19 protein-coding genes are annotated in these 21,779 nt (G+C 70.5%); 9 read left to right on the top strand and 10 right to left on the bottom strand.

Annotation, left to right across the window (positions count from 1 at the left end; genetic code table 11):
• The first annotated feature begins 1 nt into the window (after nt 1).
• Nucleotides 2–1,342 carry a glutamate--tRNA ligase gene (gene gltX, locus ABIE45_RS29000; protein ID WP_192708044.1) on the top strand — a complete coding sequence of 447 codons (1,341 nt, stop codon included), beginning with the start codon at nt 2–4 and terminating at the stop codon, nt 1,340–1,342.
• A gap of 1 nt (nt 1,343) precedes the next feature.
• Here gltX and ABIE45_RS28995 read toward each other — a convergent pair whose 3' ends face one another.
• The 5 genes from ABIE45_RS28995 to ABIE45_RS28975 all read right to left on the bottom strand — a co-directional run bounded on the left by ABIE45_RS28995 (nt 1,344) and on the right by ABIE45_RS28975 (nt 8,293).
• Nucleotides 1,344–2,630, bottom strand: coding sequence for a hemolysin family protein (locus ABIE45_RS28995; RefSeq protein ID WP_192708128.1), 1,287 nt, complete (start codon nt 2,628–2,630; stop codon nt 1,344–1,346).
• 346 nt (nt 2,631–2,976) lie between these two features.
• Nucleotides 2,977–3,756, bottom strand: coding sequence for a class I SAM-dependent methyltransferase (locus ABIE45_RS28990; RefSeq protein ID WP_192708045.1), 780 nt, complete (start codon nt 3,754–3,756; stop codon nt 2,977–2,979).
• 15 nt (nt 3,757–3,771) lie between these two features.
• Nucleotides 3,772–4,980 (bottom strand): MFS transporter, encoded by a 1,209-nt coding sequence (locus ABIE45_RS28985; protein ID WP_192708046.1) that lies wholly within the window; start codon nt 4,978–4,980, stop codon nt 3,772–3,774.
• Nucleotides 4,981–5,071: 91 nt separating this feature from the next.
• Complete coding sequence (locus tag ABIE45_RS28980) at nt 5,072–7,153, bottom strand: OmpA family protein (RefSeq protein WP_192708129.1); 2,082 nt, start codon at nt 7,151–7,153, stop codon at nt 5,072–5,074.
• A gap of 78 nt (nt 7,154–7,231) precedes the next feature.
• Nucleotides 7,232–8,293 (bottom strand): DUF2865 domain-containing protein, encoded by a 1,062-nt coding sequence (locus ABIE45_RS28975; RefSeq protein WP_192708047.1) that lies wholly within the window; start codon nt 8,291–8,293, stop codon nt 7,232–7,234.
• A gap of 160 nt (nt 8,294–8,453) precedes the next feature.
• Between ABIE45_RS28975 and ABIE45_RS28970 the strand changes: the two genes are divergently transcribed.
• Nucleotides 8,454–8,966: a CreA family protein gene (locus tag ABIE45_RS28970; protein WP_192708048.1), complete on the top strand. Its 513-nt coding sequence runs from the start codon at nt 8,454–8,456 to the stop codon at nt 8,964–8,966.
• A 46-nt stretch (nt 8,967–9,012) separates the two neighbouring features.
• On the opposite strand, the gene ABIE45_RS28965 is transcribed toward ABIE45_RS28970, so the two are convergent.
• On the bottom strand, nt 9,013–9,360 hold the full coding sequence (locus ABIE45_RS28965; protein ID WP_192708049.1) for a hypothetical protein: 348 nt from the start codon (nt 9,358–9,360) through the stop codon (nt 9,013–9,015).
• Nucleotides 9,361–9,670: 310 nt separating this feature from the next.
• Here ABIE45_RS28965 and cysS point away from each other — a divergent pair, with 310 nt between their 5' ends.
• Both cysS and ABIE45_RS28955 read left to right on the top strand, forming a co-directional pair.
• Nucleotides 9,671–11,068: a cysteine--tRNA ligase gene (gene cysS, locus ABIE45_RS28960; RefSeq protein ID WP_192708050.1), complete on the top strand. Its 1,398-nt coding sequence runs from the start codon at nt 9,671–9,673 to the stop codon at nt 11,066–11,068.
• A gap of 120 nt (nt 11,069–11,188) precedes the next feature.
• Nucleotides 11,189–11,950, top strand: a complete 762-nt coding sequence (locus ABIE45_RS28955) for a trypsin-like serine protease (RefSeq protein WP_192708051.1) — start codon at nt 11,189–11,191, stop codon at nt 11,948–11,950.
• Between the two features lie 249 nt (nt 11,951–12,199).
• Here the strand turns inward: ABIE45_RS28955 and ctrA are convergent, their stop codons facing one another.
• The gene (gene ctrA / locus ABIE45_RS28950) at nt 12,200–12,901 is read right to left on the bottom strand and encodes a response regulator transcription factor CtrA (RefSeq protein ID WP_010683835.1); all 702 of its coding nucleotides are present in this window, start codon (nt 12,899–12,901) and stop codon (nt 12,200–12,202) included.
• A 419-nt stretch (nt 12,902–13,320) separates the two neighbouring features.
• On the opposite strand from ctrA, the gene fliI reads away from it, so the two are divergent.
• The 3 genes from fliI to ABIE45_RS28935 all read left to right on the top strand — a co-directional run bounded on the left by fliI (nt 13,321) and on the right by ABIE45_RS28935 (nt 16,375).
• On the top strand, nt 13,321–14,673 hold the full coding sequence (fliI, locus tag ABIE45_RS28945; RefSeq protein ID WP_192708052.1) for a flagellar protein export ATPase FliI: 1,353 nt from the start codon (nt 13,321–13,323) through the stop codon (nt 14,671–14,673).
• Nucleotides 14,674–14,734: 61 nt separating this feature from the next.
• Complete coding sequence (fliJ, locus tag ABIE45_RS28940; protein WP_192708053.1) at nt 14,735–15,142, top strand: flagellar export protein FliJ; 408 nt, start codon at nt 14,735–14,737, stop codon at nt 15,140–15,142.
• A 165-nt stretch (nt 15,143–15,307) separates the two neighbouring features.
• Nucleotides 15,308–16,375: a lysylphosphatidylglycerol synthase domain-containing protein gene (locus tag ABIE45_RS28935; RefSeq protein WP_192708054.1), complete on the top strand. Its 1,068-nt coding sequence runs from the start codon at nt 15,308–15,310 to the stop codon at nt 16,373–16,375.
• Nucleotides 16,376–16,648: 273 nt separating this feature from the next.
• Here the strand turns inward: ABIE45_RS28935 and flhA are convergent, their stop codons facing one another.
• A complete protein-coding gene (gene flhA / locus ABIE45_RS28930) occupies nt 16,649–18,796 on the bottom strand; it encodes a flagellar biosynthesis protein FlhA (RefSeq protein WP_192708055.1) in 2,148 nt (715 codons plus the stop codon).
• A 231-nt stretch (nt 18,797–19,027) separates the two neighbouring features.
• Here flhA and ABIE45_RS28925 point away from each other — a divergent pair, with 231 nt between their 5' ends.
• A complete protein-coding gene (locus ABIE45_RS28925) occupies nt 19,028–19,630 on the top strand; it encodes a hypothetical protein (RefSeq protein ID WP_192708056.1) in 603 nt (200 codons plus the stop codon).
• Between the two features lie 28 nt (nt 19,631–19,658).
• Here ABIE45_RS28925 and ABIE45_RS28920 read toward each other — a convergent pair whose 3' ends face one another.
• Nucleotides 19,659–20,723, bottom strand: coding sequence for a capsule biosynthesis protein (locus ABIE45_RS28920; protein WP_373622781.1), 1,065 nt, complete (start codon nt 20,721–20,723; stop codon nt 19,659–19,661).
• Nucleotides 20,724–20,784: 61 nt separating this feature from the next.
• Between ABIE45_RS28920 and ABIE45_RS28915 the strand changes: the two genes are divergently transcribed.
• Nucleotides 20,785–20,907, top strand: coding sequence for a hypothetical protein (locus ABIE45_RS28915; protein WP_283214841.1), 123 nt, complete (start codon nt 20,785–20,787; stop codon nt 20,905–20,907).
• Between the two features lie 130 nt (nt 20,908–21,037).
• Here ABIE45_RS28915 and ABIE45_RS28910 read toward each other — a convergent pair whose 3' ends face one another.
• Entirely contained in the window at nt 21,038–21,691 is a 654-nt protein-coding gene (locus ABIE45_RS28910) for an ABC transporter ATP-binding protein (RefSeq protein ID WP_192708058.1), read from the bottom strand.
• Nucleotides 21,692–21,779: the final 88 nt, after the last annotated feature.

The raw sequence follows: 21,779 nt of genomic DNA, 5'->3' as shown, positions 1-21,779 counted from the left end.
CATGACTCTCGTCCGCTTCGCGCCGTCGCCGACCGGCTACCTCCATATCGGCAACGCCCGGCCGGCCCTGCTCAACGCCCTGTTCGCCCGCAGGACCGGCGGCCGGTTCCTGCTGCGCCTCGACGACACCGACGCGGAGCGCTCCACCGAGGTGTTCGCCGCGGCGATCGAGGAGGATCTGGCCTGGCTCGGTATCGTGCCCGACCTGTTCGCCCGCCAGAGCGCGCGCACGGCTCAGCACGATGCCGCCGCCGATCGTCTGCGTGCGGCGGGCCGGCTCTATCCCTGTTACGAGACGCAGGAGGAGCTGGAGCGCCGCCGCAAGCGCCAGCTCGGGCGCGGCCAGCCGCCGATCTACGACCGGGCGGCGCTTCGGCTCACCGCCGAGGAGCGCGCTGCCCTGGAGGCCGAGGGCCGCCGGCCGCATTGGCGCTTCCTGCTGGAGGCCCGGACGGTGGCGTGGGACGACCTCGTCCGCGGCCCGGCCCATGTCGATTGCGCGTCGCTCTCCGACCCTGTGCTGATCCGGGCCGACGGCACCTACCTCTACACGCTCCCCTCGGTGGTGGACGACGCCGATCTCGGCATAACCCACGTGATCCGCGGCGAGGACCACGTCACCAATACTGGCGTTCAGGTGCAGATCTTCGAGGCGCTCGGCGCCGCCGTGCCGGTCTTCGGCCACCACAACCTGCTGACGACCGCGGACGGGGAGGGGCTGTCGAAGCGGCTCGGCCACCTGTCGCTGCGCGGCCTGCGCGAGGCCGGCTACGAGCCCGCCGCGGTACGCTCGCTCGCCGTGCTCACCGGCTCGGCCGAATCGGTGCGGGCCGTGCCCGACCTCGACACGCTCGCCGGGCTGATCGATCTCGGCGAGATCTCGCGGGCGCCGGCTCGGTTCGATCCGTCGGAACTCGACGGCCTCAACGCCCGCCTCGTCCACGCCATGCCGTATGCCGAGGTCGCCGACAGGCTGGCCGCTCTCGGGATCCCCGCCGACGGCGCCGAGGCGTTCTGGCTCGCGGTCCGGGCCAATCTCGACCGGGTTCCGGAGGCGGCCGCGTGGTGGCGGGTGACGACCGGGCCGCTGGAGCCGGTGATCACCGAGCCGGCGGTGATCGCGGCGGCCCGGGACAGCCTGCCGCCGGAGCCCTTCGGGCCTGAGACCTGGAAGGCCTGGACGGCCGAGATCAAGGCGCGCACCGGCGCCAAGGGTCGGGGCCTGTTCATGCCACTGCGCCTCGCGCTGACCGGGCTCGAGCACGGGCCGGACTTGTCGGGCCTGCTGCCGCTGATCGGGCGCGACCGCGCCGCGCGGCGGCTTGCCGGCGAGACCGCCTGAGCTACTCCGCCTCGACCTCTTCCAGCCGGGTCGCCAGCAGCTTGTCGACGCGGCGCCCGTCGAGATCCACCACCTCGAAGCGCCAGCCGGCGATCTCGCAGATCTCCCCGGTCTCCGGCAGGTGCTGGAGCGCCGCGATCACGAGGCCCGCCGCCGTCGCGTAGTCGCGGGACGGCGGCAGCCGCAGGCCGAGCTGGTCGGCCAGTTCGTCGGCCGGCATCGAGCCGGCGATCAGCCAGGAGCCGTCGGATCGGCGCACCGCATCCGGCTCGACATTCTCCGACCGGAATGCCCCCGCGATCGCGTCGAGGATGTCGGCGGGCGTCACGAGCCCATCGAAATGCCCGTACTCGTCGTGAACCAGCGCGATCGGCACGGGCGCCTTGCGCAGGGTCTCGAGGGCGTCGAGGGCATCGAGGGTGTCGGGCAGGACCGGGGCCGGGCGGACATGGGCGCGCGGATCGAGGGGCTCGCCGCGCGACACGGGGCCGAGCAGGTCGCGCACCTGCAGGATCCCGATCATCGCGTCGGGACCGCCATCGGCCACGGGCAGGCGAGCGTGGGGGCTCGCCAGGATCTGCGCCCGGACGCTGTCGGGATTGTCGGTGAGGTCAATCCAGACCACGTCGGTGCGCGGGGTCATGACGCCGCGCACCAGCCGGTCGCCGAGGCGGAGCACGCCGGAGATCATCGCGCGCTCGTCGCCCTCGATGACGCCGGCCGTCTCCGCCTCCGCCACGAGGCTGCGGATCTCCTCCTCGGTCACCGCGCTGGCGCTCTCGGTCTCCTGGCCAATCAGGCGGAACACCGCCCGAGTCGAGGCATCGAGGAGCCAGACGGCCGGCAGGGCCGCTCGGGAGACCACGCGCATGCCGGGCGCCACCGCGCAGGCGATCCGCTCCGGGTTGCGCAGGGCGAGGTGCTTGGGCACCAGCTCGCCGATGATCACCGACAGGTAGGTGATCACGCCGATCACCAGCGTGTAGCCGAGCGTGTCGGCCCAGGCCTTCGGCAGGCCGAGATCGATCAGCGTCACCGCGAGCCGGTCGCCGAGCGCTGCGCCCGACACCACGCCCGACAGGATGCCGATCAGCGTGATGCCGATCTGCACGGTGGACAGGAAGCGGCCCGGCTCCTCGGCGAGCGCGAGCGCCGCCTTGGCGCCGGGGCGGCGGTCGGCCGCGAGGGCGCGTAGCCGGCTCTTGCGCGCCGAGACGACGGCCAGCTCCGAGAGGGAGAAGACGCCGTTCAGCGCGATCAGCAGGACGACGACGAAAAGCTCGATCAGGCCGGATCATTGAGCCGCGTGCCCGGCGAGCGGGACCGGCTTCCTCTGGTGGCGCGGGCATCCAAGATGGGTGCAGGGTGTAGACGCTTCAACGGCCAAGCCTCATCCGGCCTACGCATCGATTGTGCCGTCGAGACCGATCCGGCGTGGCAAGTCCGTCATCGACTCCCCGTCATTCCGAGGCGCCGCAGGCGAGCCCGGAATCCAGATGCACGTCAGTGCAGAACCGTGCGCGACGGTGGGTCTGGATCCCGGGCTCCGCTGCGCGGCCCCGGGATGACGGCGGATATCGGTGGGCCGGTTTCGGAACGCTTGAACGGCGATGAGGCCAAGGGTCGATCCCCGATTACGGAGCCTCGCCGTACGGGCGGGCCTCGATCAGCACGGAGTCGAGCAGGAAGCTGCCATCGGGCTCGATCGCGAAATGGGCCGCCACCTCCTCGGGGGCCGAGGCCTGCAGCGCCCGGATCGCCGCAACGTTGGCCGGCGGCGTGCGCATCCGGGCGATCCAGCTCGCGAACTCCATGCGCGGCCGGCTCGCCAAGGGCTGGCCGGGAGCGAAGCCTGCCGCCTCCAGCATCGCGCGCCATTCCGAGACCCGGTAGTCGCGCACATGCGAGGGATCGCGCAGGAGTTCCACCGCCTGCAGATGCGTGTCGAGGAGCGGCTCCTCGGGCGAGACGATATCGCAGACGACCAGCAGCCCGCCCGGCTTCAGCACCCGCCGCGCCTGCGCCAGGGCGGCTGGGACGTCGCGCCAGTGATGGGCGCTGTAGCGGGTCAGCACCGCGTCGAAGTTCGCCTCCGGAAAGGGCAGGGTCTCGGCGGCACCCTGCCGGGTCTCGATGCGCTCCAGGCCGCGCCGGGCCGCCTCGGCGGCCACCGCCGCCAGCATGGCGTCCGAGAGGTCGTAGGCGGTGACCGCGGCGCCGGCCGCGGCGGCCGCGAAGGCGACGTGACCGCCGCCGCAACCGAGATCGAGCACCCGCGCGCCCGGCATCCCGCGGACCAGCGCACCGATCCGGTCGAGATCGGCACCCGCGGCATGCACGGCACTGGTCACGTAGGCCGCGGCCTGGCTGCCGAACTGGTCGACGACGTGGCTGACATGGCTGCGCGCGTTCATGAGGTTACCTCCCGCTCAGGCCGCCAGCGGCGCGAGGCGCGACAGCCGCAGAGCGATGATAAGCGCCAGACCGTACAGGCCGCCGACGAACAGCACCACGCCGTTCCATCCGGAATGGGCGAAGAACCAGCCGCCCGCCGTGCCGAGCACCGACGAGCCCAGATAGTACAGGCCGAGATAGACCGAGGAGGCCTGCGCCCGGTCGCGCAGCGCGCGCCGGCCGACCCAGCTGCTGGCCACCGAGTGCGCGCCGAAGAAACCCACCGTCGCCACCACGACGCCCGCGATGATCAGCAGGATGTGGTCCGACAGGGTCATCAGGATGCCGGCCAGGCCGATCGCCGTGGCGACCCACAGGACGCGCCGCCGGCCGAAGCGGCTCGCGAGCTCCCCCGTCACCGGGCTGCTCACCATCCCGGCGACATAGACCGAGAAGATCAGCCCGATCACCGTCTGGCTCAGCGAGAACGGCGGATCGAGCAGGCGGAAGCCGATGTAGTTGTAGATGCAGACGAAGCCGCCCATCAGCAGGAACGCCTCGGCGAACAGCCACGGCAGGCCGGCATCGCGGAAATGGTGGCCGAACGTGCCCGGGACCTCGCGCCACGCCAGGCGGCGCGGCACGAAGCGGCGCGAGGGCGGCAGCCAGCGCCAGAACGCCAGGGCCGCCCCGAGCGCGAGCGCTCCGATCGTGGCGAGACCGATGCGCCAGTTCATGTGGTCGGCCATGACGCCGCTGATCAGGCGCCCCGACATGCCGCCGAGCGCATTCCCGCCGACGAGGAGGCCCATCGACAGGCCGATGGCCTGCACGTCCATCTCCTCGGCGAGATAGGCCATGGCGACGGCCGGGAGCCCGCTCGCCGTGAGGCCGGTGAGCGCGCGGAGCACGAGGAAGCCGTGCCAGCCCGGGACCAGCGCGGCCACGATCGTGAGCAGCGCCGAGGCGAACAGGGAGGCGAGCATCACGCGCTTGCGGCCCCAGATCTCCGACAGCGGGCTGACCACGAGAAGCGCCACCGCGAGCAGCGCGCAGGGCAGCGACAGGGCGAGGCTGCTCTCGGCCGGCGAGACGCCGAAATCGTCGGCGTAGATCGGCAGGAGCGGCTGGACGGCGTAGAGCACTGCGAAGGTCGAGAACCCCGCGGCCGCGAGCGCCAGGGCCGTGCGGCGGAAGACCGGTGTGCCCGACCGGATCAGTCCCCCGTCCGCTTCGCTGTCCATCACCGTCCCGCGCCGCTGTCCTCAACCGGTGGTGAGATGCCAGGGCCGAGCCGTCAACTGCCGCGCAGGGCATGGCTGCGCGGCGACCGGCTTAGCGCGGCGGCGGAGGCGGCGCCGCCTGTCCCTGACCCTGCTGCAGCAACGGAGTGATCCGCTGAACCACGACGCGGCGGTTCTCCCGCGACGGGCCCTGCGTGTTCACCTTGAGGTACTGCTCGCCGTAGCCCTGGGTGGTCAGGTTCTCGGGCGGCACCCGGAATTGCTGCGTGAGCACGGTGGCCACCGATTGGGCGCGCCGGTCCGACAGGGACAGATTGTCGATGGCGGAGCCGACCGCATCGGTGAAGCCCTCAATGAGGAAGACCTCCTGCGGGTTCGCCTGGATGGCGCGGTTCATTGCGGCGGCGATTGCCGACAGCTTGGCGGCTTGATCCGGCGTGACGGTGAACGACCCGGTGTCGAAGGTGATGGTGTTGATGTCGACCGCGCGCAGCCGGGCCCGGAGGTCCGGACTGTAGCGGATCTGGTCGAGGGTGTAGCGGCGGTCGACGGCGACGACCGGGGGCGCCGTCAGCGCCTCGTAGACCTCCGCCTCGTCGGCCTGCGCGTAATCGACGATGTAGCGCTCCCGCGGGATCCGGATGTCCGGCGGCGGCAGAACCACCACGTCCTCGTAGACCGGACGGAGCGGCCCGGCATAGCTGTTGTCGATCAGCACGATCTCGCGGCCGTCGCGATAGCGGCGGTAGCGGCGCAGCAGCCGCCCGTCGTCGTCCGTCACGGTGATGATCTGCTCGCCGCCGGGCCGGTCGACGGTGCTGTAGAAGTCGGCGCCCCGCCGCTCGAACCGGTAGCCGCGCGGGTCGAGATCGCGGAAGCGCTCGTTCTCGTCGTGGCGGATCAGGTAGCTGTCGCGATCCTGCACGATGATCCGGCCGGGCTCGCGGTAGTAGGTGCGGCCGTCCTCCCGGAACTCGCGGCGGTCGGTGCGGACCTGCTCGAAGTCGCGCACATTGTCGTTCTGGCGGAAGCCGCCGGGGACATAGCCCGGCTGGCCCGGGCGGTTGAAGGCGCCGGGGCCGCCCGCCGGCGGCTGTCCCGGCTGCACGCCGCCGGGCGGCGGAGCCTGACCGGGGGTAGGCGCCTGACCCGGCGGCACGAACGGCCGCCCCGGGACGCCGGGTGCCATGTTGGGCGGGAGCGGCCGCCCGGGCTCGGCGCCGGGGGCCCCGTTCTGCGGGACCTGCGGCCGCCCGTCGGGCTGCACATTCTGCGGCTGGACCGGCCGGCCCGGAACCCCCGGCGCCATGTTGGGCGGCACGGGTCGTCCGGGCTCGGCACCGGAGCCGGCGCTCGGCTGCGGGCGGTTCTGAAACTGGCGGTTCTCGGGCTGTGTGTCCGGACGCTGGACCGGCCGGCCTTGACCGCCCGGCGCCGCGTCGGGCGTCTGTGGGCGGTCGCCGGGCGTACCCGGTCCACCGGGGCGCTGGCCGGGCGGCCCGCGGTCCGGCGTGGTCCGGTCCGGAGCGGCATCGCGTTGCGCGGGACGGTTCGGCTGGGTGTCCGGACCCGGGCGATCCCGATCCGGTGCCGGGCGCTGCTGCGGCGGCGCCGGCGGCCGCTCGGGATTGGAGCGCGGCGGGGGGGCGGGGGCCTGATCCCGCTCCGGTGCCTGCTGCCGCTCGGATCCGGGCCGTCCCGGTGCCGGACGGTCCTGGGGATCCCGGTCCTGACGATCCGGCTGCCGGTCCCGCCGGTCCTGTTGCCGCTCCTGCGGGCGGTCCGGCCGCTCCTGGGCCGGGGGACGCGCGGCCGGGGGCTCCGGGCGGCGCTCGGGCGCGCGCTCCCGCTGCGGCGGCTCAGCCTGCGGCTGGCGCTGGGCGGGCGGTTCGGGTCGTTCGCGGGGCGGCGGAGGCGGTGCGGCGCGCTCCGGCCGCGGCTCGGGCCGCTCGCGTGCGGCCGGCGGGCCCGGCTGCGGGCCGGGGCGCTCCTGCGGCGGACGCTCCGGGCGCGGGCCGCCATGCGGGGGCTCGCCGCCGCCGCCGTGGGGGCCGCGCTCCTCCGGTCCGCCCTGCGCCAGGTTAATCCGGTCCGGCGACGCGCCGACGGGCTGCACGAGCGAGAGGCCCGGCAGCACCGTGCCGGTGAGGAGGATCAGGCGGAGCAGGCGCATCGCGGTCCCAAGTCGGTTCAGGACGAGCCGAACCCCGGACACGCCGTTTGGTTCCCCCGCGGACCCGCGGGGGCGGCCTCAGGGCGTGAGGCGCTGCGGCACCGCGACGACGTCCGGCGCGATGATGCGCACGGCAACGTGATCGGTCTTGGCCGCCTCGACTTTCGCCGCCTCGCCCTTCCCGGCATCGTCCGGTGTCAGGCCGGCCTTCGTGTCGACTCCCGCGCGGCCGGCGGCGTCGGCGGCGAGCTCCGCCGCGGTCCGGTCGGCCCGGCCGACCAGGGTCAGGCGGACCTTCGGCCGGGACAGCGCCTCGGCCTGCATCGGCGTCACGAAGATGTCGCCCTTGTGCCGGACCAGCATGCTCTCGGCTTTGACCAGCGACTGCGCCCAGGTCTGATTGGCAGGCTTGCAGGAGCAGTTCGGGACGAATTCCTTGCGGAACTTGAAGGCGTTGGCGAGGCTCGCGTAGGCGCGGCTGCCCTTCACCGAGGCGGCGTGCTTCAGGGCCTCGTCGCCGTACGGCATGGAATAGGCCTGCGCCTCGGTCCCGGGGCAGAGCGCCTGGCACATCTCGTCGGCACCGCCGCGCCCCTCGGGCAGGTTCTTCATGGGGAAGAAGCCGCCGTCGCAGGTCCGCACGCAGACCATCTGCGGACCGCCCTTGGCGTAGGATTCGCCCGTGCCGGCATAGGTCTCCCGCGCCGGGCAGGTGGAGGCCACGAGCCCCTGCAGCTCGCGCCGGCGGATGCCGCTGTCGTCCATCACCGCGCCGCCATAAGTGGCCTTCAGGGCGCGGATGCGCTGCTCCACGGCCCCGCATTGCGGCGGCCGGGTATCGAAGAACAGGAACTTGCCGCCCTCGCAGTTGAGGCCGCGGAAATAGGCCTCGAGCCGGCCGATCTCGTCGTTGAGCGCGCGCGTCGTGCTGGCGCCGCTCTGGAGCGCGGCGAGCTCGGCCCGGTAGCGGCGGCACTGGGGCGACGGCAGCTGCGGCGCAGGCTTCACCTCGGCGGCGGGCGCCGCGGCTGGGCCTTCCTGCGCGCCGGCGGTCTGCAGGAGCGTGCTGGACAGTCCGAGGGCGAGGGCCGCGCTCAGGATGAGGCGGCCGAGCGAACGGACGATCGGACGGTGAGGCATTGGCAGCATCGCGTTGATCGGGTGCGCGGCGCTCCGAAAAATTCTAGGCGTGCGCGCATCCGCGCTTCGGGGCCGAAGCGGAGCCATTCTATGCCCCCTCGCAAGACCACGACACCCCTCCTACATCCCGCCGGCAAGCTTGAGGGGGAATTGGCCGGCGATGTGGTTTCAGAGTCTCACCTATGTTGGCCTCGTGGCGCTCGGTCTGGCTGCGGCCGGACCCGCGGCGGCCCAGGAGCCGGACCGGATCTTCGACAAGTCGACCGTCTGGCGCCCGCTGACGCCCAACGACAAGCTGGTCGTTTACGGAGTCGATGATCCGGCGGTCGCGGGGGTGGCATGCTGGTATACCCAGCCCGAGAAGGGCGGGATCAAGGGCACGCTGGGGCTTGCCGAGGACGTGTCGGACATCTCGCTGGCCTGCCGCCAGACCGGGCCGATCGCCTTCAAGGGCAAGCTCAACCAGGGCGAGGTGGTGTTCAGCGAGCGCCGCTCGCTGATCTTCAAGTCGATGCAGATCGTGCGCGGCTGCGACGTGAAGCGCAACGCGCTGATCTACATGGTCTACTCGGACAAGGTCATTCAGGGCTCGCCGAAGAACTCCACCTCGGCGGTGCCGCTGGCCCCCTGGGGCACGGAGCCGGCGCCGAAATGCGCGGACGCCGTGAAATAGGGCGCGCCCGGCGCTCGGGATCCTGGCGGGCTCAGCCCTGCCAGGCTCAGTCCTGGCAGGTGATGCGGATCGGGCGCTCGGACGGGGTCGGGACAGCCTGGCTGATGGCGCCGGTATACTCGTCGGCGGCGGCGACGCCGTAGGAATTGGCGGCCGCGTAGCCCTGGGCCTCGCACCACGCGTTGGCCACGACCTGGCCGCAGTCGCTGCCGGGCGTCGTCAGGCATTCGCCGACGCCGTAGCCGTCGCTCGACGGGATCAGGAAGGTCTTCTCGACATGGGCCGGCGCCTTCGCGGGCGTCTCGCCGTCCGTGCCGGCCAGCGCGACATGCGTCAGGCCCGCGCAGGCGAGTGCGGTGGCGAGGACGAAATAACCGGCGGCCGAGCGTGGCATGAAATGTCCCTAAGCACAGGATCTGTGGCGTGAGGATCGCTGTCCGAACGGTCCGACGGCGCGGTTAAGGAAGCCTTACCCGGGCGGCGCGAAGACCTTCTCGAATTCCTCACGCTTTTGGGTTAGCCCCATCGGGCGGGCCGCGCCGTCGCGGCAATGCAACAGGATGCTGGGCCGGGACCGGAGGCGGTGCCACGTTTCGGCCGTTCTTCGCCGCGCGGGGCCCGCAGGTTGTTGAAGGCAGGGCCGGTTTTCCGGCCACGGCGCCAAGCCGGACGTCGTCCGCGGCGCCGGGAGGGGGATGGGTTTCATGGCGCCGATGTTGCGGCTCTACAACACGCTGACCGGCGCCAAGGAGAGCTTCGCGCCGATCGATCCCGACCATGTCCGGATCTACGCCTGCGGCCCGACGGTCTACGATGCGGCCCATATCGGCAACGCCCGGCCGATCATCGTCTTCGACCTGCTGTTCCGGCTGCTGCGCCACCTCTACGGGCCGGCGCACGTCACCTACGCCCGCAACGTCACGGACGTCGACGACAAGATCAACGCCCGGGCCGCCGAGCGCGGCATCACCATCCGCGAACTCACCGACGGGACGCTGGCGCAGTTTCACACGGATGTGCGCGACCTCGGCGTGCTCATGCCCGACGACGTCAACGTCGCTGGCGAGCGCCCCCGCTTCGTCGAGCCCCGGGCCACCGACCACATCGCCGAGATGGTGGCGATGATCGACGCGCTGGTCCGGTCCGGCCACGCCTACGTGGCAGCGGACCATGTCCTGTTCGACGTGCCGTCGATGCCCGATTACGGCGGCCTGTCCAAGCGGCCGCTGGACGAGATGGAGGCCGGCGCCCGGGTCGAGGTCGCGCCCTACAAGCGGTCACCCCTCGACTTCGTGCTGTGGAAGCCCGCCAAGCCCGGCGAGCCGTCCTGGCCGTCGCCCGCCGGCATCGCGGCGCCCGGGCGCCCGGGCTGGCACATCGAGTGCTCGGCCATGTCGGCGAAGCACCTGGGCAGGACCTTCGACATCCACGCGGGCGGCATCGACCTGATCTTCCCCCACCACGAGAACGAGGTGGCGCAGTCCCGCTGCTGCTTCGGCACGCCGGTGATGGCCAATGTCTGGCTGCACAACGGCTTCCTCCAGGTGGAGGGCGAGAAGATGTCGAAGTCGCTCGGCAACTTCATCACCATCCGCGACGTGCTCAAGGACTGGCCGGGCGAGGTCGTGCGGCTGACCATGCTCAAGACGCAGTACCGGCAGCCGATCGACTGGACCCTGCGGGGCCTGGAGGAATCGAGCCGCGTGCTCGACCGCTGGTACAACGCCGCCGGCGACGCGGCCGTCGCGCGCGACGTCCCCGACGGGGTGGTCGAGGCGCTCTGCGACGATCTCAACACGCCGGCGGCGATCAACGAGCTGCACCGCCTGAGCGGCGGTCCCGAGGCGCAGCCCGGTGCCCTGCGGGCCGGCGCCAACCTGCTCGGCTTGCTGACGCGCACGCGCAGCGACCGCGAGCAGGCACAGGTCGCGGCCTCCGGGGTCGACGTCGGGGCGGTCGAGGCGCTGATCGCCGAGCGCCGTGCGGCCCGGGCCGCCAAGGACTGGGCCGCCTCCGACCGCGCGCGCGATGCGCTCGCCGCGATGGGCGTCGCCGTGAAGGACAACAAGGATGGCACGACCACCTGGACGGTGGCGCGCTGAGCACCGGATCGGTTTCGATGACGCGGACGTGACGGTCTCCGCGTCCTCGCGCCCGCTTGCGCCACGCTTCGCGGGGCGCATCTGTCACGGCGGGGGCCGTTCGCCGGGAGAGACCAGCACGTGAGCATCTTCGGGACCATCGGAGCACGTCGCGCCGGCGCCTTATTGGCCTTGGCGCTCGGTTTGGGGCTGGCCGGGCCGGCGCTGGCGATCGATGGCGGCGCGCCCGCGGGCCGCGATGCGCTGGCCCAGGCCACCGTCGCCATCGGCACGATCACCCGGCCCGAGGAGGCGCTGCAGCTCACCCGTTGCTCCGGCGTCCTGATCGCCCCCGACCTCGTGCTCACGGCGGCGCATTGCGTGAACGGCGATCCCCTCGGCGCGCTGGTGGTGTTCTTCCGCGGCACCGAGCCGGCGCGGCCGGTCTACGGTGCGCGCGTCGCGGCGCGCTACAGCCCGGATCCGGGCGAGATGCTGCCGAACGACGCGTCCGGCGTCAGCCTCTCGGATCTCTCCCTCGATCTCGCGGTGCTGCGCCTGTCCGAGCCGGTGAAAGGCCGGCGCCCCGTGCCCCTGGCCGCCGATCCGCGGCGGGTCCCGAAGAGCCTGCGGATCGCCGGGGCCGGGCTGTCCGGACGCATGGTCGGGCGGCTGCGCACCGCGACGCTGACGCCGGTGGCGGCCAGCAGCACCGGCCTGACGATCGCCCGGGCGAACGGCGCCCGGATCTGCTTCGGCGATTCCGGCGGTCCGGTCGTCGCGCAGGATCGCGGCGGCGCCTATGTCTGGGGCGTCGCCAGCGCGGTGATCAGCCGGGCGGCGCCCTGCGGCGCCTACGTGGTGATCGCCCCCGCGGCGCAGGTCTTTTCCAGCCAGCGGTGAAGCTTCGGCCGTTCCAAACGATCCCCTCATCCTGAGGTGCCGGAGCGCAGCGGAGACCTCGAAGGAGACCTCCAGGGATCGCGCGGCTGGCTGGAGCCCTCCTTCGAGGCTCGCTGCGCTCGCACTTCAGGATGAGGGGATCTGTCGGGATACGCCGCATCGCGCGCTGACGGGCGCGCCCCCGGAAACGCGAAAACCCCGCGCGGCCGGGCCGCACGGGGTTTTTCAGAACCGGAACTGGAGGGCGGATCAGACCGCCATCCGCTCCTCGCCGTCCATCGGCTCGCGCAGCACGTAGCCGCGGCCCCAGACGGTCTCGATGTAGTTCTTGCCCTGACTGGCATTCGCCAGCTTCTTGCGCAGCTTGCAGATGAACACGTCGATGATCTTCAGCTCGGGCTCGTCCATGCCGCCGTAGAGATGGTTGAGGAACATCTCCTTGGTGAGCGTCGTGCCCTTCCGCAGCGAGAGGAGTTCCAGCATCTGGTACTCCTTGCCCGTGAGGTGCACCCGGGCGCCGCCGACCTCGACGGTCTTCTGGTCGAGGTTCACGATCAGGTCGCCGGTGGTGATCACCGACTGGGCGTGGCCCTTCGAGCGGCGCACGATGGCGTGGATCCGCGCCACCAGCTCGTCCTTGTGGAACGGCTTGGTCAGGTAGTCGTCGGCACCGAAGCCGAGGCCCTTCACCTTGTCCTCGATGCCGGCCATGCCGGACAGGATCAGGATCGGGGTTTTCACCTTGGCCACGCGCAGCGAGCGCAGCACCTCGTAGCCCGACATGTCGGGCAGGTTCAGATCGAGGAGGATGATGTCGTAATCGTAGAGCTTACCGAGATCGACACCCTCTTCCCCGAGGTCGGTGGTGTAGGTGTTGAAGTTCTCGGACTTGAGCATCAGCTCGATGCTCTGCGCGGTCGCGCTGTCGTCCTCGATCAAAAGTACCCGCATCGTCGGTCCCCAGCCCCGCCGGCCGCATCAGCGCGCAGACACGTCCCTATCGCTCGCCCGCCACCGGCCTGTGGACGGGCGCTCCGCCGCTCTTGACGTGGAACGCTATGGATTAATCGTTAACAAAACCTGATTCCCACCCGCAAGCGTCTTGTTCGCACTTCCGCGAGCTTGACAGGAGAAACTGCGTTTCTCCCCTCCTGCTCCGGCTCGTGATTCCAATCCGCTCGCGTCCAGGCCGCCTGCAACCTCCGGCGTAAGTACTTGTTCCGTAACGATTCGATCCCCGCTGTGGTCCTTCGGACACAGCGCACGGTTTCGTTGAGCTCGGCTGTCGTCGAGCCCCGGATCGAGCCGCTACGAGCCCGTGAAGCGCAGTGTTAAGGAGGCCGGTAAACGAAGCGTTGAGAGCGAGGCCGATGACACAGGATTCGGCAAGATCCATTGCGTCCCTCGCCGCCGCGCGGGCGGCCCTGGAGCGCGTCGAGGTGCTCGAGACGTTCGGCCGTGTCGTGGCGATCCGCGGCCTGCTGGTGGAGGTCGCCGGCCCCGTGGCGGCGATGCGGCTGGGCGGACGGATCGACGTCGAGGGTGCGAACGGCCTCGGGCTGGTGCCGTGCGAGATCATCGGCTTCCAGGGGGACCGGGCGCTGGCCATGCCGTTCGGGTCCCTGGACGGCGTGCGGCGCGGCTGCCCGGCCTACGTGCGCGATGAATCAGCCGGCGCGATCCGTCCGTCCGCCGGCTGGCTGGGACGGGTGGTCGACGCCCTGGGCCGTCCGGTCGACGGGCTCGGGCCGCTGCCGCAGGGGCCGGATGTCTATTCGCTCCGGGCCGATCCGCCGCCCGCCCATGCCCGGACCCGGGTCGGCGGCCCGCTCGATCTCGGTGTCCGGTGCATCAACACCTTCCTGACCATGTGCGCCGGCCAGCGGATGGGGATCTTCGCGGGCTCGGGCGTCGGAAAGTCGGTGCTGCTCTCCATGCTGGCCCGGTACACGGCGGCCGACGTGGCGGTGATCGGGCTCGTGGGCGAGCGCGGCCGCGAGGTCCAGGAATTCCTGCAGGACGACCTCGGCGCCGCCGGGCTCGCCCGCTCCGTGGTCGTGGTGGCGACCTCGGACGAGCCGGCGCTCATGCGCCGCAACGCCGCCTACGTGACCCTGTCGGTCGCCGAGCATTTCCGCGACCAGGGCGCGAAGGTGCTGTGCATGATCGATTCGATCACGCGCTTCGCCATGGCCCAGCGCGACATCGGCCTCGCCGCAGGCGAGCCGCCGACCGCCAAGGGCTACACCCCGACCGTGTTCTCCGAGCTGCCGCGCCTGCTGGAGCGCGCGGGGCCGGGCGTGGGGCAGGGGACGATCTCGGCCCTGTTCACCGTGCTGGTCGAGGGCGACGACCACAACGAGCCGGTGGCCGACGCGGTGCGCGGCATTCTCGACGGCCACATCGTCATGGAGCGGGCTATCGCGGAGCGCGGGCGCTATCCGGCGATCAACGTGCTGCGCTCGGTGTCCCGGACCATGCCCCGCTCCTGCGATCCGGCCTACCTGCCGGTGGTCCGCCGGGCCCGGCGGGTTCTCTCGACCTACGCCGACATGGAGGAGCTGATCCGGCTGGGCGCCTACCGGGCGGGCTCGTCCCAGGAGGTCGACGAGGCCGTGGCGCTCATGCCCCAGCTTGAGGCTTTTCTGGGGCAGGGTAAGGAAGAAGCAACGTCCATCGGCGATGGTTACGCACGGCTCGGCCAGATTGTCGGCGGGGCCTAAGGGCACGGCCCGGGCATGATCCGAGGCGCGGGCTCAAGCGTTGCGTGGAGTGAGCGTCCTGATGAAATCGCGTGACACGCTGATACGCCTGCGCCGCTTCCAGGTCGACGAGAAGCGCCGGCGCGTGACCCAGATCGAGATGATGATGGCCGACTTCCAGCGCATGGCGGTGGAGCTCGCCCGCGAGGTCGCCGTCGAGGAGGCGCGCGCCGGCATCACCGACGTCGGTCATTTCGCCTACCCGACCTACGCCCGCGCGGCGGCCACCCGGCGGGAGAACATGCTCCAGTCGGCGCAGGCGCTGGAGGGCCAGCTCGCCGAGGCGAAGGCGGAGCTGGGCGAGGCCTTCGAGGAACTGAAGAAGGTCGAGATCCTGAACGACCGCGAGCGGACGGCCGAGCGGGCCGCCGAATCGGCCCGGGATCAGGCCGCGATGGACGGCATCGGCCTCAATCGCGCCCGGGGCTGACGCCGGGAGACCGGCCGCGCGGCGATCGGGCCGCCCGGCTTGAGCGCCGCGCGGCACGAAACCGTCACGATCACCTGACAAGGGGGATCGGGGTGGTATTCAGGCCGCTTGCAGCGCGTCGCGTGCCGGCGCATCAGGGGGCTCTTCCCCGGGGCGTCGGTGTTCATGAAGAAGATCAGCGAGTTCATCTGGCCTTTGATCGGCCTCGCGGCCGTCGTCGTGTCGGGCTACTTCCTCTACCAGGAACTCAAGACGACCTCGCTGTCCGCGATCTGGGCCGCAATCCTGGCGATCCCGCCGCACCGGATCCTGCTTGCGGCGTTCTCGACCCTGGTCGCCTACGGGGCGCTCGCCTGGTACGACCGGATCGCCCTGCTGCATCTGGGCATCCGCCACATCTCGTGGCTGTTCGTCTCGCTCTGCTCCTTCACCACCTACGCGCTCTCGCACAATATCGGCGCCTCGGTCTTCTCCGGCGCCCTGGTGCGCTATCGGGCCTACACCGCCAAAGGATTGACGGCCGCGCAGGTGGCCGTGCTGGTGGCCCTCTGCTCGTTCACCTTCTTTCTCGGCACGATCCTGCTCGGCGGCTTCACGCTGGTGGTCGATCCGCACCTGCTGACCCGCCTCGAAGGCCGGCTGCCGGGCTTCCTGACCGATCCCAAGACCGCGCTGATCGTCGGCATCGGCATGCTGGGCTTCGTCGGCCTCTACGTGGTCGGCTCGATCCTGCATCTGCGTCCGCTGCACATCCGCTCGTTCAAGCTCGAGTATCCCCGGCCGGCCATCATGGGCCGTCAGCTTCTGGCTGCGCCTCTGGAACTGCTGGGCGCCGCCGGCATCATCTACTTCGCCCTGCCGGAGGCGATGAACCCGGGCTTCATCCCGGTCCTGGCGATCTTCCTCGCCTCGTTCTCGGTCGCGCTGGCCTCGCACGCCCCGGGCGGCCTCGGCGTGTTCGAGATCGTGTTCATCACCGCGATGCACATCACCGACGAGGCCCAGAAGGACGCGATCATCGCGGCGGTGATCATCTTCCGGATCTTCTATTTCTGGATTCCCGCCCTCGTCTCGGTGGCGGTCGTGATCGCCTTCGAGCGGTCTCGGCTGGCCGCCGCGATCGGCTCGGCCGCCCACGAATCGAAGGCGTCCGCCGTGCCGGAGCCGCCGGTGATCGTGCCGGGTCTCAACGCGCACGAGCTGGAGCGGGAGCTCAAGCAGAAGGCGGTGTGAGGCGGCCGGCGCTGTCACTGAGCCTTTTGTAAGCTAAGCCGACTCGTTTTTCCGGGGCACCGTTGGCGAGCCCGGACCCGGAGCGGCACGCCGGGAGGCGGGCAATCCAGAGCCGCCGACGCCCCTGATCCTGATCGACCTGCGTGTCTGGATTCCGGGCTCCGCTGCGCGGCCCCGGAATGACTGGCAGGCATTCAGGGTCGGGGCTAACGTCTCAGGGCGCAGCCGCGAACCATCCGTGCTTCGATCACTCTAGGCCGTGATTCGGCGCGCTCAGATCGAGCTCACCGTCCGGAGCCGCGCCCGCGGATGGATCTCGGCCTGGCTCATCACCGGTGTCTCGCGGCGGAAGCGCTCGATGATCGAGCGCACGAACGGCCGGGTCTGGGCCGAGGTGACGAGCACCGGCATCTCGCCCTGGCGGGCCGCCGACTCGAAGCGGTCGCGCACGGCGTTGACGAACTCGCTGAGTTTCGACGGCTGCATCGCGAGGTAGCGCTCCTCGCGCTCGCCGACGATCGACTCCATGAAGGCCTGCTCCCAGGCCGGTGACAGCGTGATGATCGGCAGGGTGCCGTTCTGATCCTGATACTGCGCGCAGATCTGCCGTCCGAGGCGGGCGCGGACATGCTCGACCACATCGCGCGGGTTCTTCACACCGCCCGCGACCTCCGCGACCGCCTCCACGATCGCCCCGAGGTCGCGGATCGAGACGCGCTCGGCCAGGAGGAACTGCAACACTCGCTGGATGCCGGTCGTGGAGATCTGCGAGGGCACGATCTCCTTGAGCAGCTCGGCGTGCTCCTTGGGCAGCTCGCGCAGCAGCTTCGAGACCTCGACGTGGTTGAGGAGTTCCGAGACGTGCGCCTTGATGACCTCGGTGAGGTGGGTCGAGACCACGGTGGCGGCGTCGACAACCGTGTAGCCCTTGAGCTGCGCCTGATCGCGAAGCGCCGCGTCGATCCAGGTCGCCGGCAGGCCGAAGGTCGGCTCCAGCATGTGCTGACCGGGCAGCTGGACCTGACCGCCCATCGGGTCCATCGCCATGAACTGGCCGGGGAAGATCCGGCCGGTACCGGCCTCGATCTCCTTGACCCGGACCACGTAGCTGTTGGCGTCGAGTTGGACGTTGTCGAGGATGCGCACGGACGGCATCACGAAGCCGAGCTCCGCCGCGAGCTGCCGGCGCAGGGCCTTGATCTGGTCGGTGAGCCGGTCCTGACCCTCGCCGTTGACCAGCGCGAGGAGCGCGTAGCCCATCTCGAGCTTGAGGTCGTCGAGCTTCAGGAGGTCCGAGACCGTCTCTTCCTTGGCGGCGGCGGCGGCCGCCACCGCGGTCGCGTCCATCGGGACGCCCTGCGCGTCGAGGGGAGGGGCCTCCTTGGCATTCTTGTTGATGCGCCATGCGGCGTAGCCCGCGCCGCCGCCCAGCAGCAGGAATGGCAGCATCGGCATGCCCGGCAGCAGCGCGATCAGCAGCATGACGGCCGCCGACATGCCGAGCGCCTTCGGATAATGCGCGAGCTGCTTGCCGAGCGCCTTGTCGGCCGCACCCCGCACGCCGGCCTTCGAGACCAGCAGGCCCGCGGCCGTCGAGACGATCAGCGCCGGCACTTGGCTCGCCAGCCCGTCGCCGATGGTGAGCAGCGTGTAGCTCTTGGCCGCTTCGCCGAAGCTCAGGCCCTGCTGCGCCACGCCGATGATGATTCCGCCGACCACGTTGATGAAGGTGATCAGCAGGGCCGCCACCGCGTCGCCGCGCACGAACTTCGAGGCGCCGTCCATCGCGCCGAAGAAAGACGATTCCTCCTCGAGCGCCGCGCGCCGGGCCTTGGCGGCCTTCTCGTCGATCAGGCCCGCCGAGAGATCGGCATCGATCGCCATCTGCTTGCCCGGCATGGCGTCGAGGGTGAAGCGGGCCGCGACCTCGGCGATGCGGCCCGAACCCTTCGTGATGACCACGAAGTTCACGATGATCAGGATCGCGAACACGATGATCCCGATGACGAAATTGCCACCCATCACGAAATGGCCGAAGGCCTCGATCACGTGGCCGGCCGCCGCCGTGCCCTCGTGACCGTGGCCGAGGATCAGCCGGGTCGAGGCGAGGTTGAGTGCGAGCCGCAGCATCGTGGCGATGAGCAGCAGCGTCGGGAAGACGGTGAATTCGAGCGGGTTGTCGATCGACAGGCCGGTCATCATGATCAGCACGGACAGGATGATCGACACGGCCAGGAGCAGGTCGAGCAGGATCGCCGGCAGCGGGAAGATGAGGACCGCCAGGATGCCCATGACGCCGGTGGCGAACAGCAGGTCCGACCGTTTCGACAGCGCCTGGATGTCGCCGCGCGTCGGCAGCGTGAACTGTCCGAGCGCCGCGGCCGCTCCAATCCGTGCCGGCGCGCTCGCCGTCTCCGCCATCACTGCCATCCGTTGCCGTCCGCCGGGAAGGCACTCCACGCGCGCACTCGGCAAGATCTGCCGGGCAGAAGGTTAGCGGCGCGTTAAGAAAGGCCGAGTCGCCGGAGGGAACCGCGCCCGGCCCCGCCGCTTGACCGGTCGGCAGCCGCACCGTGCCGGGCCGGCACGCGCGTCCCGGTGCGCGTTGTCGCCATGCATGCGGGCACAGGCCCGAGGCTTCGGGAGACCGCTATGACCGTCCGCGTCCTGACCGCCCTGTTCGACGAGTACGAGGCCGCAGCGCGGGTGGTCGACGACCTCGAAGCGGCCGGCATCTCGCATGCCGATATCAGCATCATCGCGAATCGGCCCGGATCCGACGCGGCCGCCCCTGTGGCGGGCGGGGCCGCACGTCATCCCGCCGATGCCGCGGACGGCGCCGGCACCGGCGCGACGGTCGGCACGGTGCTGGGGGGCGGTGCGGGCCTGCTTGCCGGCCTCGGGCTCCTGGCGATCCCGGGTCTCGGCCCCGTGGTCGCCGCGGGCTGGCTGGTCGCGGCGGCGACCGGCGCCGGGGTCGGTGCCGCGGCTGGCGGGCTGATCGGGGGCCTCACCGGCGCGGGGCTCAGCGAAGGGGAGGCCGAGACCTACGCCGAGGGCGTCCGGCGCGGCGGCACGCTGGTGACGGTGCGGGCCGACGAGAGCCGGGCCGAGAGCGTGCTGACCTTGCTCGACCAGGGGGGCTCGATCGATCTCGACGAGCGCGTGGAAGGCTGGCGGGCGCAAGGCTGGACCGGCGGAACGGTCGGACCGACGGCCGAGGGATCGCGCGCACCGGTCGGCACGGACCGCTGAGCGTCACGTTCGCCGCCGGAGCCCGGCCTCAGGCCATCATCTTGCGGGCGAACATCGCCGCACCGAACAGGATCCCCGAACCGAGGGTGATCAGGGAGATCATCAGCATCCGCCGCGGCTCGAGAGCGGATTCCGCTCTCACGGGCTGCACGATCGGGCTGAAGAACTCGATCTGCCGTGCCGCGATGATGCGGGCGCGCTCTGAGGCCATCAGCACCTGCTGGTAATACTTCTCGGCATTCTTGCGATCGTTCTCCAGCGCCTCGAAACGGATCAGTGCGTCTGAGAGGAGCTGCTTCTGCTCCGGATCCGAGCCGGCGGATTGCCGTTCAATCCGCGCGATGTTGTCGTCGAGTTCCTTGATCTGCTGCTTGAAGTCCAAGATCCGCCGGGACTCCGGGCCGAGATCGCGTTGGCCGATCGCAAGCTGGCTGGCCAGAGTGATGCGGGAGGCGCGCAGCTCCGCGATGATCTTGAGATTGACGTCGTTGGCCTTATGCGCGTCGACGACTCCCTGGCGGTTCCGAAGATCCCGCATCGCGATGCGGATCTTGCTCATCTGCTCCCCGGCAAGCGCCAGCTCCCGCGTGCTTTCCGCGACCGCTTCCGCGCGCGCCTTCGCGGTGAGATCATTCACCATCCGCTCGGCTTCCTTCATCACAGCCTGGGCGATGGCGAGAGACTGATCGGGATCAAAGGCCTCGACGGAGACCGACATGATCCCGGACGAAGGTTCGGCGGAGATGCTGACCCTGCGTTTCCAGTAGCGGAGAAATTTCTCGATCGGCTTTTCCGCATCGAACCGCGAGAAATAGTCGATGCTGTCGCTGCTGAACCACGCGCGCAGCGGCAGCTGGGCTTCGAGCGTCTCCAACATCGGACGGCTCAGGATGTATTCGCGCGTGATCAGCCGGTCCTGCGAGACCATCTGTCCTGCACCGTCGGAGCTGCTCGTGTCCGATCCACCTGAGGACTTCTCGGACGCACCGATCGCCTGCCGGATGGCAAAGCGCGCCTCGGTCACGTAGCGGTCCGAAGCAATCAGCCCGAAATAGACCGCCCCGACCAGCGTCGGCAGCACGAAGCAGAGCACGAACAGGATCGGGATCCAGGGATCGCTCTTGGCGCTGGTCTGGAAGGACCGGATCCCCTTCTTGCGGTCGACGAAGCGCGACATGCGGGCGATCTGCCGCAACGATTCGGTGATCGCCTGCTGGCGATCCGCGGTCGTCACCGGCTGCCCCTCGGCCTTCCGGATCTCCATGTTCATGGCTTGATTCCCGGCCTCTCCGGCCATGAAGGTCGACCCATCACCGGGCACCCGGTCCCACGGCGGCGCGCGCGTCCGAAATCCGTCGCACGCCGAGACGGCAAAAGCATGTCTTTACGGCCGCGACCCGGGACGCGTCAGGCGTTGAGGCGCCGGTAGACCTCGATGGCGTCGTCGACATCCTCGTAGACGATCGCACGCCCGTTGAGCAGCACGAGGCCCTGCGAGCACCATTGCCGAATCGTCTCCATGGAGTGCGAGACCATGATGATGTCGGCATGCTTGCGCCGCTGAGAGAAGACTTCGTCGCAGCGCTTGGAGAAGCGGGCATCGCCCACCGAGGTGATCTCGTCGATCAGATAGCAGTCGAACGGGATCGCCATGCTCATGCCGAAGGCGAGCCGCGCGCCCATGCCGGATGAGTAGGTGTAGATCGGGACGTCCAGGTAGCTGCCGAGTTCCGAGAAATCCTCCACGAAGTCGAGGACACGTCGCGGATCCTCACCGTAGATCCGGGCCACGAAGGTGACGTTGTCGCGGCCGGTCATCCTGGGGTGGAAGCCGCCGGCGAAGCCGAGGGGCCAGGAGACCCGCACCCCGCGGTGGATCTTCCCGCGCGTCGGGTCTTCCGTCCCCGCGATCAGCCGCATCGTGGTGGATTTGCCGGCGCCGTTGATGCCGAGGATGCCGTAGGAGATGCCCGGCTTCAGGCTGAAGGAGGCCTGTTCGAGGATGGTCCGCCGATGGCCTTCCGTGCGGTAGACTTTGCTGACTTTCTCGAAACGGATCACCGAAATGGTCTCCAGGACGGCCGAGCCGCTGGCCGGCGCCTCGGGGCTTGCGGGTACCTGCGCGCCGAAAGCGGCAAATCTGAGAAGG

Source organism: Methylobacterium sp. OAE515 (assembly GCF_041806315.1).
Classification (GTDB): domain Bacteria; phylum Pseudomonadota; class Alphaproteobacteria; order Rhizobiales; family Beijerinckiaceae; genus Methylobacterium; species Methylobacterium tardum.
This window is presented reverse-complemented; position numbering and strand designations above follow the sequence as displayed.

Coding starts and splice junctions, on each gene's coding strand:
- ABIE45_RS28985 (WP_192708046.1), bottom strand. CDS start 4,980: ATGGACAGCGAAGCGGACGGGGGACTGATCCGGTCGGGCACACCGGTC.
- fliI (WP_192708052.1), top strand. CDS start 13,321: ATGACACAGGATTCGGCAAGATCCATTGCGTCCCTCGCCGCCGCGCGG.
- ABIE45_RS28980 (WP_192708129.1), bottom strand. CDS start 7,153: ATGCGCCTGCTCCGCCTGATCCTCCTCACCGGCACGGTGCTGCCGGGC.
- ABIE45_RS28965 (WP_192708049.1), bottom strand. CDS start 9,360: ATGCCACGCTCGGCCGCCGGTTATTTCGTCCTCGCCACCGCACTCGCC.
- gltX (WP_192708044.1), top strand. CDS start 2: ATGACTCTCGTCCGCTTCGCGCCGTCGCCGACCGGCTACCTCCATATC.
- ABIE45_RS28925 (WP_192708056.1), top strand. CDS start 19,028: ATGACCGTCCGCGTCCTGACCGCCCTGTTCGACGAGTACGAGGCCGCA.
- ABIE45_RS28970 (WP_192708048.1), top strand. CDS start 8,454: ATGTGGTTTCAGAGTCTCACCTATGTTGGCCTCGTGGCGCTCGGTCTG.
- ABIE45_RS28990 (WP_192708045.1), bottom strand. CDS start 3,756: ATGAACGCGCGCAGCCATGTCAGCCACGTCGTCGACCAGTTCGGCAGC.
- cysS (WP_192708050.1), top strand. CDS start 9,671: ATGGCGCCGATGTTGCGGCTCTACAACACGCTGACCGGCGCCAAGGAG.
- ABIE45_RS28975 (WP_192708047.1), bottom strand. CDS start 8,293: ATGCCTCACCGTCCGATCGTCCGTTCGCTCGGCCGCCTCATCCTGAGC.
- fliJ (WP_192708053.1), top strand. CDS start 14,735: ATGAAATCGCGTGACACGCTGATACGCCTGCGCCGCTTCCAGGTCGAC.
- ABIE45_RS28935 (WP_192708054.1), top strand. CDS start 15,308: ATGAAGAAGATCAGCGAGTTCATCTGGCCTTTGATCGGCCTCGCGGCC.
- flhA (WP_192708055.1), bottom strand. CDS start 18,796: ATGGCGGAGACGGCGAGCGCGCCGGCACGGATTGGAGCGGCCGCGGCG.
- ctrA (WP_010683835.1), bottom strand. CDS start 12,901: ATGCGGGTACTTTTGATCGAGGACGACAGCGCGACCGCGCAGAGCATC.